Raw genomic sequence first — 18,553 nt, 5'->3', positions numbered from 1 at the left:
TCGGCGGCAGGTCGCCGGACAGCAGGTTGGTCAGCGTGGACTTGCCGGCGCCGTTGGGGCCGATCACGGCGTGAATGTGGTTGCGCAGCAGATCCAACGAGACGTCGTTGACGGCCGCCAGACCACCGAAGCGCTTGGTCAGGTTTTTTGCCGAAAGGAGTATTTCACTCATCGCCGGCTTTCGCTGATTTGCCGAAACGCTCGGCCAGGCCGAGGATGCCGCGCGGCGCAAAGGTCACCAGCAGCACAATGAACAGGCCCATCCACAGCTGCCAGTGTTTACCGAGGTTGACACTGCCGACCTGCGGCAGGTCCTTGAACACATGCAGCAGGTATTCAAAGGCAAACGCGCCGACGATGGCGCCGGCAAAGTTGCCCATGCCGCCCAGAATCACCATCATGATGGCATGCGCGCTCATATGAAAGCCCATGAGCTCGGGGTTGATGTAGCCGGTTTGCGTGCCCCACAAATACCCGGCCAGGCCAGCCAGCGCGCCAGCCAGGGTGAAGGCTGTCAGCTTGTAGCGGAAGGTGCCGAAACCCATGGCGCGCATGCGGTGCTCATTGACACGTATGCCGGCCAGTGCGCGACCGAACGGGCTCCACAGCAGGCGGCGCAAAAACGCATAAACAAGCAGCAATACTGCCAGCGTGAAGTAGTACAGCGTGAGCTTGTTGTCCAGGTCCCACCAGGTGAACGGTGTCCAGCCAAACAGCGCAATGGTTGGCTTGAAGTTGATGTACAGGCCGTCGGAGCCGCCCAGCACCTTGTTGTCGAAGAACAGGAAGAACACCATCTGCGCAAACGCCATGGTGACCATGATGAAATAGATGCCGTGGGTGCGCACCACAAAAAAGCCGATGATGAGCGCGGCCAGGCCGGAAGCCAGCACGGCCAGCGGCAGCGTCCACCACAGGCTGACGGCTTCGCCTTCGGGCGTGAGGAAGGCCAGCGCATAACCGGCCAGGCCGAAGTAGGCCGCATGGCCCAGCGACACCAGGCCGGTGACGCCCTGCAGCAGGTCCAGGCTCATGGCAAAAATCGCCATGATCATCATGCGTGTAACCATCTGGGTGTAGAAGTCGGTAGCTGCAAAGGGGAAGGCGACGAGCGCGATCAGGCCCAGCACCAGCGTCACTTGCACGCCGCGCGGCAGCAATTCAAGATTTGACTTCGTCATGCCACAACCGTGGAAAGTGAATAGCCTGAAGGGAAAGCCCTTTCAGCCAGGGCCGCGGAACCGGCTTTGCCGGGCCGCAGGCGCAGCGCCCCCTCGGGGGGCAGCGCAGTACACGAAGTGACAAGCGTGGGGGCAATGGAGTTCATTGTTTGAACAGACCTTCAGGCTTCCAGAGCAGCACGGCCGCCATCAGCATGTAAACCAGCATGCCCGCCACCTGCGGCAGCAGCACCTTGCCGAAGGTATCAACCAGCCCGACCAGCAAGGCGGAAATCAGGGCACCGCGCACGGAGCCGATGCCGCCGATCACCACGACCACAAAACACATGATGAGCACCTGAGAGCCCATGTTGGGGTAGACGCTGGCGATTGGTGCGGCGATCATGCCGGCCACGGCGGCCAGCGTCACGCCGAGTGCAAACACCACGGCATGGATCAGTTTGATGTTGATGCCCAGGGCGCCTGCCATGTCGCGGTTGAAGGCACCGGCGCGGATCTTCATGCCGAGCCGGGTCTTGGAGATCAGCAGGTACAGGCCGACGGCCAGCGCAATGCACACGCCCGACATGAACAGGCGGTACACCGGGTAGGAGAGGTTGTCGGTCAGCGGAATCGATGCACCCAGCAGTTCGGGAATCGCCACGCCGTGCACGTCATCGCCCCAGAGGATGGAGCGCAGTTCTTCAAAAATATAGATCAAACCGAAGGTCAGCAACACCTGGTCGAGGTGGTCACGTTGGTAGAAGTGGCGAAACAGCAGCCACTCGAGCGCCAGCCCGAAAATCGCTGAGAGCGCGGCGCCGCCAAGGATGGCCAGCGTCAGGCTGCCGAAATACGCGCTGAGCGACCAGGCGAGATAGGCGCCCAGCATGTAGAAGCTGCCATGGGCCAGGTTGACCACACCCATGATGCCGAAGATCAGTGTCAGGCCAGCGGCCAGCATGAACAACAGCAAGCCGTACTGGACGCTGTTGAGCAGCTGGATGAGGAAGTTGGCGAGATCCATAGATGCTTTAGGCCTGCCGACGGGTCGTGAGCAGCAAAAGCCCGCCCATGAGCGTGAACAGCCCGCCGGAAACCCGGTTGAACCAGCGCACGGCGCGGCTCGAACGCAGCAGCGGTGCAAGGCGTGCCACGCCGAGTGCGCAGCCGCTCAGCACGGTGAATTCGAACGCCATGAAAGTCAGAGCGAGGATGGCGAACTGCGGAACGAAGGGAGCAGCGGGATTGAGGAACTGGGGGAAAAAGGCGGCGAAGAAAAGCACGGCTTTGGGATTGCTGGCGCCGACAAGAAAGCCGCGCAGAAAAAACGAGCGGCGGGACGTTTCGGCCGCACCAGCATCGGCACGCAACACCGCGGCTTCACTGCGAAAAGTTTTGACGCCCAGATAAATCAGGTAAGCCGCACCAAGCACCTTCGCCACCGTGAAGGCGGCCTCGGACGCCGCCAGCAACGCACCCAGGCCCAGGGCTGAGAGCAGCATCACGCACAACACTGCGCTGACGCTGCCGGCCACTGACGTCATGGCCTTGCGCGGCCCATGGTTCAGCGAGGTCGTCATGCACATCAGCATGGTCGGCCCCGGCGTGAAAATCAGCAGCGCGACAGCGGCGAGGTAAAGAAGATAGGTGGTGAGAGTCATGGGAGTGAAGATAGCATTGCGGCAAGACCGTAAGCACGCGCCGTACCAGAAGTTCAAAAAGGGCCGGGAGCCACGCGCCGCGCGCAACCCTTGGACTCTTAAACCAAGCCGGGGCCGCGGAACCGGCTTCGCCGGGCCGCAGGCGCAGCGGCCCCCTCGGGGGGCAGGGAGTTACGCGAAGCGAACGACCGTGGGGGCCACATCAACCCATCTTGCAGCCGGCACCGGAATCAGCCAGCGCCTTGGCAGCCACGCCGAGCACCTTGTTTTCCTTGTTCTCGACGACGCGCAGATAGATGTCCTGCACTGGGTTGTGCGCCTTGCTCATGGTCCACTTGCCGCGCGGGCTGTCGATCACTGCGGACTCGAGCGCCTTGTACAGCGCCGGTTTGCTGTTCAGGTCGCCTTTGACCGCATTGGCGCCCTGCACCAGCAGCAAGCCCGTGTCGTAGCCTTGCACCGCGTACACGTCTGGCTGGCTGCGGTAGGCCGTGGCGTAGGCCAGGCGGAAAGCCTTGTTGCGTGGCGTGTCCAGCGAATCGCTGTAATGCATGGTGGTGATGATGCCGTCGGCCGCAGGGCCGGCTGCGTCAAGCACGCCTTCGGTGAGAAAGCCCGAGCCATACAGTGGAATCTTGCCTTTGAGGCCGGCCGCAGCGTAATCACGGATGAACTTGGCGGCGCCACCGCCGGCAAAGAAGCAGGCCACGGCATCGGGCTTGAGCGCGGCGATTTCGGTCAGCAGCGCCTGGAATTCGACTTGGGGGAAGGGCAGGCCCAGCTCCTTGACGATGGTGCCGCCGGCTTTGGTGTAGCTTTCCTTGAAGCCTTCAAAGGCTTCGTCACCGGCTGCGTACTTCCAGGTGATCCAGACGGCTTTTTTGTGGCCCTTCGCCATCATGGCCTGGCCCAGTGCGCGCGTCGGCTGTGAATTGGTAAATGAAGTGCGGAACACATTGGGTGCGCACAGGCCGCGCGTTGCGGCATGCACACCGGCGTTCGGGATCAGGCTGAGCACGCCGGAGTCGCGCGCCACTTTCTGGATACCCATCTGCACGCCGGAGTGCACGGTGCCGACCAGCACATCGACCTTGTCGCGCTGCACCAGCTTGTTGGCGTTTTCAACACCTTTGGACGGCTCGGACTCGTCGTCCACCTTGAAGTATTCGATCTCGCGGCCACCGAGCTTGCCGCCTTGCTGGTCGATCGCCAGGCGGAAACCGTTTTCAATGGCGACGCCGAGCTGCGCAAAGGTGCCGGTGTAAGGCAGCATGAAGCCCACACGCACCTTGCCGGACTGCGCCCGCACCACTTGAGGGAGCAGCAGGCCGGTGGAAGCCGCGCCGATGACGGCGGCACTCTGGCTCAGGATCAAACGACGTGAAGGAAGGCGTGAGGTCATGGAAAACTCCTGGTTGGAACGGAACGAATAGCGCCGGAAGCCTTTGATGGTAACGGTGCGATGCTGCGAAAACCCTAGTGAAAAACCCGAGATTGAGGGTTGAATTGTTTATGTTTAAAGCAATTACCCTGCCAGCTTGCCGGCTTGAACAGCCGCCTGGCGCAACTTGAAGCGCTGGATCTTGCCGGTTGCTGTTTTAGGCAGCTCGGTGACGAACTCGATCCAGCGCGGGTATTTGTAGGGTGCCAGCTGTTGTTTCACATGCACCTTCAGTTCGTCGGCCGAGGTGGCCTGCCCAGGTTTGAGCACCACAAAGGCCTTGGGCTTGACCAGCTGGTCGGCATCGGCCACGCCTATCACCGCCACTTCGAGCACGGACGGATGTGTCATCAGCGAAGCCTCGACTTCAAAGGGCGAGACATAGATGCCGCCAACCTTGAGCATGTCATCGGTGCGGCCGCTGTAGGTGTAGTAGCCGTCCGCGTCCATCGTGTATTTGTCGCCGCTGCGGGTCCACTCGCCGGCGAACGTGGCCTTGGTCTTGGCGCGGCTGTTCCAGTACATCAGGGCCGAGCTGGGCCCCTTGATCTGCAGCTCGCCGATGTCGCCGGTGCCGCATTCTCTGCCGTCATCGCCGACGATGCGCAGCTCGTAGCCGGGCACGGCCTTGCCGGTGCTGCCGTAACGGACCTCACCGGGCCGGTTGCTCAGAAAGATGTGCAGCATTTCGGTGGAGCCGATGCCGTCGAGAATTTCGCAGCCGTAGTGCGCGGTCCATTTCTTTCCGATCTCGGCGGGCAGGGCCTCGCCGGCGCTGGTGCAGACACGCAGCTTCAGTTCCGACTTCTGCGGCCGGGCCGGATCAGCCAGCAGGGCGGCGTACAGCGTGGGCACGCCATAGAAGATGGTGGGCTGATGTTTCTTGAGAATGCTGAAAACTTCGGCCGGTGTGGGGCGTGCGGGCAGCAGCACCGCGGTAGCGCCCACACTCATTGGAAAGGTCAGGCCGTTGCCCAGGCCATAGGCAAAAAACAGCTTGGCCGCGGAATACACCACGTCTGACTCCTGAATGCCGAGCACGCCGCGGCCATACAGCTCGGCTGTCTGGATCAGGTGGCTGTGCAGGTGCACCGTGCCCTTGGGCGTGCCGGTCGAACCGCTGGAATACAGCCAGAAGCAGGTTTCGTCGGCGCAGGTAGGCGCTACATTTTTGGTAGCTGCCTGCGCCCGCGCCATTTGGGCCAGAGTCGCATGGGGTGCTGTGTCTTCGGCGCCCGCGACGATAACGCTGCGCAGGGTCGGAATCTGGCCGACCAGTGGTTCAAAGGCGGGCAGCAGGGCTTTGGAGACGATGAGGCCTTGCGCGCGCGAGTCGCGCAGCATGAATTCAAAGTCAGGCGTGGTCAGCAGCGTGTTGGCCGCGACCGGCACCACACCGGCCAGAATGCAGCCGAGAAAAGCCACCGGCCACTCGACGGTATCAAGCACGGCCAGCAGGACGCGGCTTTCGGGGGCAAAGCCCTCGGCGCGCAAGGCGTTGGCAAAACGGTGTGACTGTTCCGTGAGTTCGCCATAGGTCAGGGTGGCGCCGCTGACCGCGTCAATGAATGCCAGCTTGCCGCTGCGGCCGGCATTGCGTTCGAGCAGATCGTGGGCGGCGTTGTACTCACGGGGAATGTCCACGCGGGGCGGGTTGACGCTGTGGTCGGCGCGGCTCAGTTTCATCAGGGTCTCCGGGTGCTCTAATTTTTATAGCTGACTTCGCCCGCTGCGCAAGGGCTGACGGCTTGTTTTCTATGAAAATTCAGGCGGTTTCGGTGCTGGGCGTGCTGCTCAGGACCAGGGCCAGCCATTCGCGGCACCAGGCGGCGCCTTCGGTCTCGGGCAGGGTGCCGGCGCTGGCGTCGTGGATCCAGATGTCGCCGATGCGCTGGGCGCCCAGGCCTTGCAGGCGCTCGTCAAACTTTTTGCCGCCGAAAGCAAAAGTCTGCTGGTAGGTGCGGTCGCCCAGGGCAATCACGCCGTAACGCACGTGGCCGAGGAACTTCGGCTGGCTGTCGAGCGAGTCGTACAACGCACGTGCGTTGTCCGGCACATCGCCTTGACCGTAAGTGGAAGTGCATATGAGATATATTGCATCTTCTTCGACGGCGCTATCGAAAGTGCTGATGTCCAGGCCGTCCATCAACTGGACATCAATATCCGGCACCAGATCGGCGCAATCCATCTGTATCGCCTGAGCCACGTAGTCAGCGGTGCTGGTCATGGTGCCTACAAGAATTTTGAGCTTCATGTTGTTCCGATCATCCTGCGCTTGTCGAGGGGCAAAAAAAAGATGCAATAAACTGCTTGACGATTACTTGAGGTGAAGTATACTGCAATCTTGATATAGCGCAAATACTTTTCACAAAAAGCGGTGTTCGATGCAAGTCATGTCCGAAATTGAAGCAAAAGCCACGCTGGCCGAACTGGGCGCCCGGGTGCGCGCCTGGCGCGCCCGCCGCGGCATGACGCGCAAGGCCCTGGCCAGCGATTCCGGCCTCAGCGAGCGTTTCCTGGCTGACGTGGAAAGCGGCAAGGGCAATGTGTCCATCAACTCGCTGGAGGCCGCGGCCCGTGCGCTGAACATCTCCATTCTTGAATTGCTGCAGGATGCACCGCGACCAGCGTTGGCGCGGGTGCATGGCCTGCTGGGCCGGCTTGACGACACACAGCTGGACCAGGCTTATGCCTTGCTGGGCAGCACCTTTGGCTTGAGTGACGCACTTGGCCGCGAGCAGCGCATTGCGCTGATTGGCCTGCGCGGCGCGGGTAAATCCACCTTGGGCCTGAAATTGGCCACCGAGCGCGGCGTGCCGTTTATCGAGCTCGACCGCGAGATCGAGCGGGAAGCCGGCACCAGCATGAATGAAATTTTGCTTTTGCACGGGCAGGCCGGTTACCGCCGTTATGAGCGCCGCGCACTGTTTCGCATTGCCGAGGATCATGCCGATGGTGTGGTCATGACGACTGGCGGCAGCATTGTCAGTGAGCGTGAGACTTTTGACTTGCTGCAAAGCCGCTTTTACTGCGTCTGGCTCAAGGCCAGCCCCGAAGAACACATGGCCCGCGTGGTGGCGCAAGGCGACATGCGGCCGTTTGACACAACCCGCGGTGCCACGAACGAGGCGATGGAAGACATACGCCGCATTCTTGCCAGCCGTGAAGCGCTGTACGCGCGCGCGGATGCTGTGGTGGACACCTCGGCCCGCACGCTGAAACAAAGCCTGAAAGACATGGAACGCGCCGTTTCTGCTCAGGCACAACCGAAGGAGACTCCATGAACGCCATGACCGAACCGCTTTTGTTCAAACAGGTGATTGAAGGCCAGGAGCGCGAGCTCGTGAGCTTTGCCACCCACCCCAGCAAGTACCAGCACTGGACGCTGAGCGTCGAAGGCGACGTTGCGCGCCTGAAGCTCGACATCAACGAAGACGGCGGCATCAAGCCCGGCTACAAGCTCAAGCTCAACAGCTACGACCTGGGGGTCGACATCGAACTGCACGACGCGATCAACCGCATCCGTTTCGAGCATCCGGCCGTGAAGGTGGTGGTGTTCGAAAGCGGTAAGGAAAAAATCTGGTGCTCGGGCGCCAACATCTACATGCTGGGCCTGTCCACCCACGGCTGGAAGGTCAACTTCTGCAAGTTCACCAACGAAACCCGCAATGGCCTGGAAGACTCCTCGCGCCATGACGGCCTGAAGTCCATCGCCTCGGTGACGGGCGCCTGCGCCGGCGGTGGCTACGAGCTGGCCCTGGCCTGTGACCGCATCGTGATGGTGGACGACCGCTCCAGCACCGTCAGCCTGCCCGAGGTGCCGCTGCTTGGCGTACTGCCAGGTACGGGTGGCCTGACCCGTGTGACCGACAAGCGCAAGGTGCGCCGCGATCTGGCCGACATCTTTTCCACCACGTCGGAAGGCGTGCGCGCCGACCGCGCGAAAGACTGGAAGCTGATCGACGCTTATGCCAAGCCGCAACAGTTCAGCGCATTGCTTGCTACAGAAATTGAAGCACTCCGCGCACAGTCCACAAGGGCTACAGGCTCAAAAGGCATTGAATTGACGCCGCTGAAGGCACTGATTGATGACAAGGGCTACCACTACAGCGTGGTTGATGCCCAGGTGGATCGCGCGACACGTATCGCCACCATCACCGTCAAGGCACCGGCTACCGCGATCGAGTCCGCACCGGAAACCATTGAAGCTGCAGGCGCCAACTGGTACCCGCTCAAGCTGCAGCGCGAACTCGATGACGCCATCCTGAACCTGCGCACCAACGAGCTCGAAGTCGGCACCTGGGTCATCAAGACCCAGGGCGATGCCGGGCAGATCATCCGCATGGACGAGGTGCTGGCCAAACTGAAGGAGCACTGGCTGGTGAAGGAAACCACCGGTGCGCTGCGCCGTACGCTGGCGCGCATCGACGTGACCAGCCGCTCGCTGATCGCGCTGGTCGATGCCGGTTCATGCTTTGCAGGGACCTTCTACGAACTGGCGCTGGCCTGTGACCGCATCTACATGCTGGACCTGCCGGATTCGCCCGATGCCGCGCCTGTGCTGCAACTGAGCCCGGCCAACTTCGGCTGGTTTCCCGCGGTGAATGGCCTGACACGCCTGCAGACGCGGTTTTATGAGGACGCCACCACCATCAGCCAGCTGGAAAAACTCGGCGACAGCAAGCTGCGTGCCGACCAAGCACTGGAGCTCGGCCTCGTGACCCTGACGCCCGATGACATCGACTGGGACGACGAGATCCGCATCATGCTGGAAGAGCGCGCCTCGATGTCGCCTGATGCCATGACCGGCATGGAAGCCTCGCTGCGCTTCCCAGGCAAGGAAACCATGGAAACGCGGATTTTCGGCAGGCTCTCGGCCTGGCAGAACTGGATTTTCATTCGCCCGAATGCTGTGGGTGAGGAGGGTGCGCTCAAGCTTTTCGGCACCGGCAAAAAGGCGAAATTCGACTGGAAAAGGGTGTAACCCCCCGAAGCGCCTGCGGCGCCTCCCCCCAGGGGGCGCCCGCTGCGGCCCGGCAAAGCCGGTTCCGCGCCGGCACTGGGTTTGATTGCACTTCCCGCAAGCACTTAATTGAAAGAACACCATGAGCACCATTGACCTGCAAGCGCTGATCCCCAACAACGTCAACCTCGGCGAAAACCGCCAGCTGCAGCGCGCGCTGGAGCACTGGCAGCCGGCCTTCATGAGCTGGTGGGACGAGATGGGCCCGAGCGACTTCAACGCCAAAGAGGTCTACCTGCGCACCGCCGTCGGCGTGGACGCGTCCGGCTGGGCCAGCTATGGCTACACCCCCATGCCCGACTACCGCTGGGGCATCTTCCTGGCCGACAAGGAAGAAAACCGCAAGATCGGCTTTGGCGACCACATGGGCCAGGACGTCTGGCAGGAAGTGCCGGGCGAGTACCGCAGCGCCTTCCGTCGCCTGATCGTGACCCAGGGCGACACCGAGCCCGCCTCTGTCGAGCAGCAGCGGCTCCTGGGCCACACCGCGCCTTCCCTGTACGACCTGCGCAACCTGTTCCAGGTCAATGTGGAAGAAGGCCGCCACCTCTGGGCCATGGTTTACCTGCTGCATGCGCACTTCGGCCGTGATGGCCGTGAAGAGGCCGAAGAGCTGCTGACGCGCCACAGCGGTGACGCCGACAAACCGCGCATTCTGGGCACCTTCAACGAGCCCATGGACAACTGGCTGAGCTTCTTCATGTTCACCTACTTCACTGATCGTGATGGCAAGTTCCAGCTCAAGTCTTTCGCCGAAAGCGCGTTCGACCCGCTGGCACGCACCACGCGTTTCATGCTGACCGAGGAAGCGCATCACATGTTTGTTGGCGAAACCGGCATCGGCCGCGTGATCAAGCGCACGCTGGAAGTCATGAAAGAGCTGGACACCGACAATGTCGACACCCTGCGCAAGGCCGGCGTGATCGACTTGCCGACCATCCAGAAATTCATGAACTTCTGGTTCACTTCGTCGCTGGACCTGTTCGGCTCGGAGGCCTCTTCCAATGCCGCCAACTATTTCAGCAACGGCATCAAGGGCCGTCCGGATGAAGCCAAGTTTGCCGACCATGTCGAACTCGAAAGCGAAATGACCATCCAGGTGCCGGACGGCAAGGGCGGTTTGAAAAACGAAACGATTTCCACACGCAACGGCATGAACGAGATCACGCGCCTGGAATACGTGAAGGACTGCAATGTCGGCGTGACCCGCTGGAACATGGCGATCAAGCGCGCTGGTGTGGACTTCGAACTGAGCCTGCCCAATTCACGTTTTCGCCGCAGCGTGGGTGCCTGGTCGGGCGCGTACACCGACCCGCAGGGCAATCCCATCAGCGAAGCCGAGTTCAACGTCAAAAAGGACGCCTGGCTGCCGACCGACGAAGACAAGACCTTCATCCACAGCCTGATGCAGCGCGTGACCGAGCCGGGCAAGATGGCCGGCTGGATTGCTCCGCCGGACCGCGGCATCAATGCCAACGCGGTCGAGTACGAGTACGTGAAGCTTTAAACGTGGCCCCTACGGTCGCTCGCTGCGCGTAGCTCCGGCGAAACCGGTTTCGCGGCCTTAGATCAAGAGCGAAGCAGCCGGCGCATGAGCAGCGCCTGCATATCGCGCCTGCCATCCACAATCAGGTACACATAAACACGCGTCCCGGCAACGCGGTAGATCACCCGGTAGGGTTTGAAGTAGGTTTCCCGATAATCGCGGATGCCGACGGATTGCAGCTCTTTGGTCACTGGGTTGCGTTCCGGGAATATGACCAGGGTGCCCAGCAGCTTCTCGATGGCAGCCAACAAATGCTCGGCCTTGGCCGGGGCATCGTGCTCGGCAACGTAGTCGTAGAGTTCTTCCAGGTCGCGTTGCGCGTCTTCGGTCAGCAGGACCTCATGACGTGCCGGTTTTCCCGTCATTGCGGCTCAGGCCTTGGTTGTGCGCTGGCGAATGCGTGCGATGGCGTCAACTGCGGAAACGATTCGGCTTTGCTCGATCTGTTGGTTGCCGAGAGCCAGGATTTTCAGCAACGCCAGCGTCTCCTGGGCGTCTTCGTAGGAGGCGATGTCCTGAATGACCGCTGTAGCTTCACCGTTCTGCGTGATCACCATGGGCTCACGCTGCTGGGCAATATCGCGCAGAACCTGAGCTGCGTTGGCCTTGAGGTAACTGATCGGTTTGATCTGGGTAGAGTAACGCATGGACTGAATATAGTCCTTATTCAGTCTTATGGCAACGAAGGCGCTAACCCACTCTCGCGCCACGTTTTATGAGCAACTCCCGCAGCAGCGAGCGATGGCAGCGCGCTTCGTTTTCGCAATAACAACCCACCGCAAAATTCGTGTGATGCGACAGCGCCGCCAGCAGGTCCAGATTGCGGCTCGCATCTGCTTCGTTCATTTCCGCACGGTACTTTTTGCTGAACGCGGCCCAGTCTTTTTCGGATTCAACGGACTGACCCAGCTTCATGGTTTCCACACTGGGCGCGAGGTTGGGGTACCAGACGTCGTACCAGTCCTGCGATGCAAACTCGGTTTTGGGGACACCGCGCGGCGGCCGGCGGACCGTGCCTATGCGCAACCCTTCATTCGCACTGCGCGTTGTTCCCAGCCTCACGATCTTGACGGTCATGGCGGTTTCCTTTCACTGTGAAGGTAGGTGCCTGCTATCGGAGAGCCAGGGACAGGACGTTTGGCGCAAGCGGTGGTCTGCCCGGAGGGGATCGAACCCCCGACCCTCAGCTTAGAAGGCTGATGCTCTATCCAACTGAGCTACGGGCAGTCTGTGTTTTCGCGGTAGTGGACACTAACCGAATGCGGAGCGCTCCGCAAAATCTGCTGAAGCGCAGCCGGGGAGTTTAACCTGACGGGGGCACGATCTTGCCGCGTCGCAGGTAGTGTTTCTCGGTCGTTTTTTCGCTGTCGTGTTTGAGTAGATCAGTGGCCGCGCGCACGCCGCGCACCTCTGCTGTGTCGTCGGCCGCCTTGGCGCGCAGGTCATAGAACCAGAAGGCGCGAATCTCTGCAGCGAGCGCCTTATTTTTGTCGGCGTCAGCTTTCGCGGCTGCGGCTTTGCGTGCGGTGTTGAAGCCCAGGCGCAGCATCTGCTTTGTCAGGGGCAGGCCGCGCGTGTTCACCAACAGGTAGCTGCTCCAGACCTTGTAGCCCTTCTTGCGGGCCTTGATGCGGTCCAGCACGGCCTCCAGCCGTCCCTCGATGCGCACGCGCAGCTTGGCCTTGGTCTTGCCCTGTTTGACGCCCAGCAACTCGTCCTTGATGTGCTGCTCGGTGAATTTGAGCAAGTCGCCCGGCCGCTGGCCCACCGCTTCGGCCAGGTCCATGGCGTCGCGCACCGGTTCGCCGGCTTCCTCCCACACTGCCCGATAGACCGTTTCATTGATGTCCACCTCCCGGCCGTCCAGGGTAAAGCCGCGGACGCCAATGCAGGGGTTTTGCTGGGTGGTGAAGCCTTCGCCCCGGCCCCAGTTGAATATCGTGCTGAAGAGGCGTTTCAGGCGGTTGGCGGTGGTCGGCTGCTTGGCCTTCCACTTCAGCAGGGCCTTGATGTGGTGCGGCTTGATTTCATCCAGCGGCGCTGGCTCTGGATCGCTGAAAAAATCGCGCAGGTGCACCAGGTCGGAACGGTAGGTGGCCTGCGTGCTGGCGGCCTTGGCCAGCAGGCCATCTTCGGCCGCTTCGTATTTGCCGATCAGGTCGATGAACGTCATCACCGGCAGGTCGACGTCTGGCTGTTCGATGAGGCGGGACCACTCCCGGACGGCCTTGATGTAGTCGGAACCCAGCGGGATCTCGCGCCGCGGCGTGCCGCCGGCGTCGAAGTAGTAGTAGGTGATGCCCGACTTCTGCGGGCGCACCCGGAAGTGGCGCATTTGCAGCTTTGGCATCAGGCGTGAGCAGGCCGGCGGCCGGGCTCCCATGCTGCCTTCTTCTTAGGCTCTGGCTTGCCGCCTTCCAGCACGGCGCGCACGACCTTGGGCTCGTCCCGGGCGTTGACGTAATGGGGGATGTTCATGGCTTTCAGGGCTTGGGCTTGCAGCTGCTCGCGGGTGAGGCCATTCTTGCCGATTTTGACGCCGGTAAGCTCGGCAACCTCGGCGGGGGTCAGGAGGGTGTCGGACATGCCTGTTTCTCCTTCTTGTCCATCCGGCTGCGGACCCATTCCACCGCCTCGGCGGGTGAGCCCAGGGCTCCGGTGGCGCGACGGCGCACGGTCATGCACCCGGCTTGGCGCCACGTAATTTCCACGGCGCCGGCCGCCACGGCCTTGGCGCGCATGCTCAGCGCGATGTCGTAGTGGCTGTCGTGCTTGGGCGGCGCCTGGTGCCAGCGGCGCGACACGCCGATCCGGGCGGCCATGGCGTGCAACTCGTCGTCGGTGTCGGCCAGCATGTGGCACATCACCATCCGGCCGAACTTGGCTTTCATGTCGTCAACATACACGGGCATGGTCAGCCGCCGGATTTCGCTGCGGTGGGCTTGCACTGGGCTTTGCCGCACCAGTGGCGACAGGGGAAGTTCTCGGTGTTGTTGGTGCAGCCCGGGGGCACCGAATCCAGTGCGGCATCCTGGTTGGCGGCGTCGTAAGCTGCAACCGCGTTCCGAATGTCGCCCATGGTCAACGTCTTGCCTGACGGCGATTTCGCGATGACCCAGCAATCGGCGCGCCCATAGGGTCCAAAGCCTCGCCCCCAGTTGGCGAACGGCCGCAGCGCTTCCCGGGCTTTGCTCGGCTCCTGTGGTGCTGGTGCTGGCGGGGAAGCAACCGGGTTTGCGTCAAGCAAGTCCTCTGCTTCTGAGGCATTGCGCTCGCATTGATGGCACGAACTCCAGTAGTCCGGCTTCGGCGCATCCTGCTTGGAAATCTTCGTCACGAAATCACGGAGGGGCATTGGCTCCCCCACCATCGCTACAGCAGCCTCAGCGGACACATCTGGCCCGTAGTAGTGCTTGATGTAATCCCTGCGCTCAGCAGCCTCAGCTGGTGCTGGTTCAAATACGTCACGCGGATCAACTCGCTTGCCGTCCACCATGATCGCCGTGCCGGAAGTCGCCAGATCGCGGAACGCCTTGTCGTGCTCCGACTCAGCGGGTGCTGTGTGGTTAAGGGCGGCGCAGAACGCCTCAAATTCGCTGGTCGAGAATATGACTGATTCCAACTCGTCGCCAGCAAGGCTGTTGGTACTTGACGCGCCGTGCTCCCAAGCCAGGTCATAGAACGGCTGCGACTCTTCCTCGCTCAGGGCTTGCCGCATCGGGCCAAGTGACGCCCGAATAAACTGATCTGCCAGCTTGTCCGCCACCGTGTCCGCGACTGGTGCAGTTGGTGCGGTGGCGTAGAGCTTGTCGAGCAAGTCAAGCGCCGCATTTATGTTTTCTTGCGCGCGCTTTGCGGTTGAGGTGAAGCTGTAAGTTTCTTCGAGCAACGCCCGCACCTCGCTCACCACCTTGTTTGTTCTATCGTCCATTAGGGTCTCCAATCAATCAATCCGCCAAGGGTGGCGAGAACCAGGGCTATGGCGATCAGTGCGACAACAAGCCAGAAAACAGCTTCGCAGTTGCTCATGACTTACGTGCCAGTTGTTCAATGCGTTTAAAGTCGATGGCCCACACCCAGGGGTTGGCGTCCCAGCTGCCGGCGCCGTTGATCGTTTCCCAAAGGGGCTTGTAGAGTTGACGGGCGGTCAGCGTTTCGTCAGCGTCAGGAACATGGCGCAGGAAATCCACACCTTCAGCCTCGGCGTCGGCCTCGCTGATGTCCTGCAGGCGCTCCACGCGCACGCCGGTGACCTCCAGCGTGATGCGGCTGGCCACCCGTGGCATGAAGATGGCTGGTCGGCGCCACCATGCGGGCAGAACACCGCCTCGCTGATTGCCCTTCTGAAAAGCGGCAGGCGCGCCATCAGCGGAGTAGTGATAGGCCTTACCGCATTCCAGCGTCATGTCGATGAAATGCCATTCGTCGCGGCCCTTCTTGCCGCTGAAACGAGTCTCCCAGCGGCCGAACGCGAAGAATGTTTCACGCACCCAAATGCGATCACCGGCGTACCCGTAAGGGCACAGGTGATTGGCAGGGTCGGCGACAAATTCGGGCGAGAAGCCGGCCTCGCCCAGCCACTTGAGCGGCTCGCCCTTGACTGGTCGCCGCGTCTGCGTCTTGGGGTCAACTTCCCGCTGCAGGGCGTGCACCATTGGCGCGCTGAACAGGATGCCGCGTTCCTTGAAGGTTGCACTGTTCATTGGATGGTCCTCGCGTCGGCCGGGGGCCATGCCTGCCAGCATTTCACCGATCTGCGTGATAAAGGACTGAGCAAACTCGTTGCCAAAGTCGGCGGCAATGGAGCCATAGGCCGCACTGATGAACCCACCGTACAAACCCGCAAGGTCCTGCGGACTCAACTGCTGCGCCGACACACGGATGACGGGCATGACCATCTTGATAAAGATGTCAGACCCGATAGCGCTCGGGCTGCCCTCGAACACTTCCGTCATGGCCGGCCCCTCAAAAGAGCGGTTGTCAGTTGCCGGGCAACTTCCTCCTGAATGTAGCGCTGTCGGTGGTGCGTCGGGATGCCGGCCCATGCGCTGCGAGTCATACCCAAGGCCTGCACCTGGTCACCGAACTTCACGTAGCAATGCAGCGCGCCGTCCAGCCTGGAGCGATCAACGCGCGCAATGAGCAAGTCCAGCGGCAGGGTTGAAATACAGGCTGTCATCGATTCGTCCATCATTGACGGGCCTGACAAGCTCATCGGCGACGACGCATCAACGTAGACCGTCTGGTTGTCCGTGCTCTTCCCGTCCACGACTATCGTTCCGGCGGCCGGGAAGATGATGGACATGTGGCCGGCGATTTCCTTTGCCGCGTGCAACTCTTCCTCAAGCTGGATCAGTTGACGGGTCCTGACGGACAGCGCTGTGTCGGCCTGGTTCAGGTTGGTGTTCAGCTGGGCGATGGCTTCGCGCGCGCGGCGGCGCTGGTTTCGTCCGAATCGTTGGCTCATGATGGGTACCCGTCGTGGGTCACGCCGTCCAGCAGGCGGCCGGCGGCTTTCTTGCCGACTCGGCCCAAGACAGCAATTGCTGGGTGGATCGAGCCGCCATCATCCCGCTGCTCCCCTTTTGGCGACATGCGTGGCGCGCCTGTGTGGTTAGACCAGATGCCATCGTCATCAACGATCCAACATAAACCCGATCCGCCAGTCTCGGCATCGACCCACGCATGCGCGTGTTTCTCTTCGCGGGCGTGCGTGTAGTGATCCTCGTTGACGAACGGCCAATGCTCTCCCCACTGCTTGAATAGGAAGGGAACGCCAGCAGCTGCGCATTGATCGCGCAGGCTCCGGAACCAGTCAGGGTGTGATGGGCGGGCGCCTTGGCCGCTTTCGCCGCCGGCAATCACCCAGTCGACACGCGCACGGAGCGCCGGGTGCAGCGCGTCAATGTGGTCGTGCTCCGGATTAATGCCCCACTGGTGGTGCAGGTCAGTATCACAGCCGATGTGAAGACGATGTAACCGAACCGGCCCCAGCAGCGGCTCCATGCTCAGAAACCGCTTTGCCGCCGGCGTGGCCAGCAGCTTGGGAATGTCGCGGTCGGCCTCGGCCTGGGTAACAACGGTCGCACCCAGCCAGACATTCGGCCACGGCCAGGGCAGTTGCTTCCAGCCACCGAGCCGCAGACGGGTGATGGCTCCGTTGATCATGCCGTCGGCATTCCCGATTCGCTTTGTCAGCAGCAGCCAATCGAGGTTCGGAGTCTGCGCAATAAGGTCGAACAGGTCGGCGCGCCATTGCTCAGGCACCTCGTTGTCGAACACATCGGACAGGCTGGAACAAAACACCCGCTGCCGGCGGCCGTGTTGGGCAAAGAATGCTTCGTGGTTGGCATTCCACTTCACGGGGTCGCCCCAGGTCTTGGTGCGCGACCTGGGCGCACCAGGTCCCCAGGTTTCAAGGCCCCTTGCTCGCAGTACCCGCGCCGGCGTGCTCACCTCGGCATAGCAGCCCACGCAGGCTCCCTGCGGCCCAACGCTGACTTTGGTGCAACCGATCCAGCCGTTCAACGTGTGGTCAGCCCACTCGATTTTTGTGTTTTCGCTCATGCTGGCGCTCCATAGACGGCTTCACAGACCGCCCGGCACTTGGCCAGGTCGAAGCGGTCGCCGTCGTCGCGCACGCCACTTTCCATGTCGATCCAGTAGCGTGTCGCCCTGGTTCCCATGATCGCCACGGCCATGTCCACGTTGTCGGGGCGCAGGCCGCCGGCATAGCCGCAGAATGTGGTGTTGACGGCCTCCGGCCAGTCACTGGGAACGATGCCACGGCCACCACTGGCATCGAACAGCACGTCAACGGATGCGACTTTCGGAAACTCGCCCCGGCACTGCAGGACGGCCCGCAGGTCGCGTATCGCAGCCCAGTTGCCTATGTTGCTGGGTCGGGCATGTGGATCGGCCGTATTTATCTGGCAGCGCTGGAAGTGCGCCGTCAGAATGCGGTCGTGCTGCGAGCCATTGGTTTCAATAACTTCGCGTGCATCGCCGCCGCAGAGGTGGGCCGCCCAGCGCAGCGGCAGTTCCTCAACCAGCCACCAAATGGTGGACAGCCTCGGATAGCGCAGCTCGTTGCCTTGGCGCTTCGGTGAGAACAGGAGACCCCATTCGACCGGATAGTCGTCGGCCAACTGTACGAGGCCGGCCGGGTCGGTGGTTTCGTCCACACCGGTGAAGGTGATGAACTCGGGTTTGTGGTGTTTCATGGCTTCTTGCCTTCGTGGGTGGGGTTAAAACGGGATGTCGTCGTCCATGTCATCGAACCCGCTGGCAGACTTGGCCGGAGCGGGACGCGGCGCGGCATCTGGGCGCGCTGCAGGGCGGGTGCGGTCGCCCTGACTCTCGCCGCCGGCGCCCTGGGGGCTGCCCAGCATCTGCATTTCGCTGGCGATGATGTCGGTGGCGAACTTCTCCACGCCGTCCTTGTCGGTGTATTTGCGAGTTTTCAGGCGGCCCTCGATGTAGACCGACCGGCCCTTTTTGAGGTATTCACCGACGATTTCAGCCTGTCGGCCGAAGAAGCTGATGCGCACCCATTCGGTGGATTCCTTCATTTCACCGGATTGCTTGTCTTTCCATTTGTCCGTGCAGGCAATGGTGATGTTGGCCACAGCATCCCCGTTAGGCAGGTATTTCACCTCTGGATCACGACCTAGATTTCCGATACCAATCCACTTATTTACTGATGCCATGATGTTTCCG

At 61.7% G+C, this 18,553-nt stretch carries 22 protein-coding genes and 1 tRNA gene; 3 read left to right on the top strand and 20 right to left on the bottom strand.

The window, feature by feature from the left end; all coding sequences use genetic code 11:
• The 7 genes from ABI660_RS04645 to ABI660_RS04615 form a co-directional block, all read right to left on the bottom strand.
• Positions 1-172 (bottom strand): ATP-binding cassette domain-containing protein (locus ABI660_RS04645; RefSeq protein ID WP_348065434.1); only part of this gene is annotated, 172 nt, incomplete at its 3' end.
• Entirely contained in the window at positions 165-1,181 is a 1,017-nt protein-coding gene (locus ABI660_RS04640) for a branched-chain amino acid ABC transporter permease (RefSeq protein ID WP_348065432.1), read from the bottom strand. The genes ABI660_RS04640 and ABI660_RS04645, both read right to left, overlap by 8 nt.
• Positions 1,182-1,323: 142 nt before the next feature.
• The gene (locus ABI660_RS04635; RefSeq protein WP_348065430.1) at positions 1,324-2,187 is read right to left on the bottom strand and encodes a branched-chain amino acid ABC transporter permease; all 864 of its coding nucleotides are present in this window, start codon (positions 2,185-2,187) and stop codon (positions 1,324-1,326) included.
• A gap of 7 nt (positions 2,188-2,194) precedes the next feature.
• Positions 2,195-2,824, bottom strand: coding sequence for a LysE family translocator (locus ABI660_RS04630; RefSeq protein ID WP_348065428.1), 630 nt, complete (start codon positions 2,822-2,824; stop codon positions 2,195-2,197).
• Positions 2,825-3,026: 202 nt separating this feature from the next.
• Positions 3,027-4,226 (bottom strand): ABC transporter substrate-binding protein, encoded by a 1,200-nt coding sequence (locus ABI660_RS04625; protein WP_348065426.1) that lies wholly within the window; start codon positions 4,224-4,226, stop codon positions 3,027-3,029.
• Positions 4,227-4,349: 123 nt separating this feature from the next.
• Positions 4,350-5,951 (bottom strand): benzoate-CoA ligase family protein, encoded by a 1,602-nt coding sequence (locus ABI660_RS04620; RefSeq protein WP_348065424.1) that lies wholly within the window; start codon positions 5,949-5,951, stop codon positions 4,350-4,352.
• A gap of 79 nt (positions 5,952-6,030) precedes the next feature.
• Positions 6,031-6,519, bottom strand: a complete 489-nt coding sequence (locus ABI660_RS04615; RefSeq protein ID WP_348065422.1) for a flavodoxin domain-containing protein — start codon at positions 6,517-6,519, stop codon at positions 6,031-6,033.
• A gap of 139 nt (positions 6,520-6,658) precedes the next feature.
• On the opposite strand from ABI660_RS04615, the gene ABI660_RS04610 reads away from it, so the two are divergent.
• From ABI660_RS04610 to boxB, 3 genes are all read left to right on the top strand, one after another.
• Complete coding sequence (locus ABI660_RS04610; protein ID WP_348065420.1) at positions 6,659-7,549, top strand: helix-turn-helix transcriptional regulator; 891 nt, start codon at positions 6,659-6,661, stop codon at positions 7,547-7,549.
• Complete coding sequence (boxC, locus tag ABI660_RS04605) at positions 7,546-9,249, top strand: 2,3-epoxybenzoyl-CoA dihydrolase (RefSeq protein ID WP_348065418.1); 1,704 nt, start codon at positions 7,546-7,548, stop codon at positions 9,247-9,249. The genes ABI660_RS04610 and boxC overlap by 4 nt, the downstream gene beginning before the upstream one ends.
• 121 nt (positions 9,250-9,370) lie before the next feature.
• Positions 9,371-10,795 (top strand): benzoyl-CoA 2,3-epoxidase subunit BoxB, encoded by a 1,425-nt coding sequence (boxB, locus tag ABI660_RS04600; protein WP_348065416.1) that lies wholly within the window; start codon positions 9,371-9,373, stop codon positions 10,793-10,795.
• Between the two features lie 62 nt (positions 10,796-10,857).
• On the opposite strand, the gene ABI660_RS04595 is transcribed toward boxB, so the two are convergent.
• The 13 genes from ABI660_RS04595 to ssb all read right to left on the bottom strand — a co-directional run bounded on the left by ABI660_RS04595 (position 10,858) and on the right by ssb (position 18,543).
• Positions 10,858-11,199, bottom strand: a complete 342-nt coding sequence (locus tag ABI660_RS04595) for a type II toxin-antitoxin system RelE/ParE family toxin (RefSeq protein WP_348065414.1) — start codon at positions 11,197-11,199, stop codon at positions 10,858-10,860.
• 6 nt (positions 11,200-11,205) lie between these two features.
• Entirely contained in the window at positions 11,206-11,481 is a 276-nt protein-coding gene (locus tag ABI660_RS04590; RefSeq protein WP_348065412.1) for a type II toxin-antitoxin system Phd/YefM family antitoxin, read from the bottom strand.
• A 43-nt stretch (positions 11,482-11,524) separates the two neighbouring features.
• Entirely contained in the window at positions 11,525-11,911 is a 387-nt protein-coding gene (locus ABI660_RS04585; protein ID WP_348065410.1) for a DUF488 family protein, read from the bottom strand.
• 73 nt (positions 11,912-11,984) lie between these two features.
• Positions 11,985-12,061 (bottom strand) — tRNA-Arg (locus tag ABI660_RS04580).
• Positions 12,062-12,137: 76 nt separating this feature from the next.
• Entirely contained in the window at positions 12,138-13,184 is a 1,047-nt protein-coding gene (locus tag ABI660_RS04575; RefSeq protein WP_348065408.1) for a tyrosine-type recombinase/integrase, read from the bottom strand.
• Positions 13,184-13,420: a DUF4224 domain-containing protein gene (locus tag ABI660_RS04570; protein ID WP_348065406.1), complete on the bottom strand. Its 237-nt coding sequence runs from the start codon at positions 13,418-13,420 to the stop codon at positions 13,184-13,186. The genes ABI660_RS04575 and ABI660_RS04570 overlap by 1 nt, the downstream gene beginning before the upstream one ends.
• Positions 13,402-13,746 (bottom strand): DUF4031 domain-containing protein, encoded by a 345-nt coding sequence (locus tag ABI660_RS04565; protein WP_348065404.1) that lies wholly within the window; start codon positions 13,744-13,746, stop codon positions 13,402-13,404. The genes ABI660_RS04570 and ABI660_RS04565 overlap by 19 nt, the downstream gene beginning before the upstream one ends.
• A gap of 2 nt (positions 13,747-13,748) precedes the next feature.
• The gene (locus tag ABI660_RS04560; RefSeq protein WP_348065402.1) at positions 13,749-14,765 is read right to left on the bottom strand and encodes a hypothetical protein; all 1,017 of its coding nucleotides are present in this window, start codon (positions 14,763-14,765) and stop codon (positions 13,749-13,751) included.
• A 94-nt stretch (positions 14,766-14,859) separates the two neighbouring features.
• A complete protein-coding gene (locus tag ABI660_RS04555) occupies positions 14,860-15,789 on the bottom strand; it encodes a hypothetical protein (protein ID WP_348065401.1) in 930 nt (309 codons plus the stop codon).
• Entirely contained in the window at positions 15,786-16,301 is a 516-nt protein-coding gene (locus ABI660_RS04550; protein ID WP_348065399.1) for a hypothetical protein, read from the bottom strand. The genes ABI660_RS04555 and ABI660_RS04550 overlap by 4 nt, the downstream gene beginning before the upstream one ends.
• Entirely contained in the window at positions 16,298-17,401 is a 1,104-nt protein-coding gene (locus tag ABI660_RS04545) for a phage Gp37/Gp68 family protein (protein ID WP_348065397.1), read from the bottom strand. Before ABI660_RS04545 ends, ABI660_RS04550 begins: the two co-directional genes overlap by 4 nt.
• Positions 17,398-18,057: a hypothetical protein gene (locus ABI660_RS04540; protein WP_348065395.1), complete on the bottom strand. Its 660-nt coding sequence runs from the start codon at positions 18,055-18,057 to the stop codon at positions 17,398-17,400. The genes ABI660_RS04545 and ABI660_RS04540 overlap by 4 nt, the downstream gene beginning before the upstream one ends.
• A 24-nt stretch (positions 18,058-18,081) precedes the next feature.
• Complete coding sequence (ssb, locus tag ABI660_RS04535; protein WP_348065393.1) at positions 18,082-18,543, bottom strand: single-stranded DNA-binding protein; 462 nt, start codon at positions 18,541-18,543, stop codon at positions 18,082-18,084.
• Between the last annotated feature and the right edge of the window lie 10 nt (positions 18,544-18,553).

The organism is Polaromonas sp. (assembly GCF_039930745.1).
GTDB lineage: Bacteria > Pseudomonadota > Gammaproteobacteria > Burkholderiales > Burkholderiaceae_C > Polaromonas.
The sequence above is the reverse complement of the archived record's forward strand: the minus strand, read 5'-3'. Positions and strand labels throughout refer to the sequence as shown.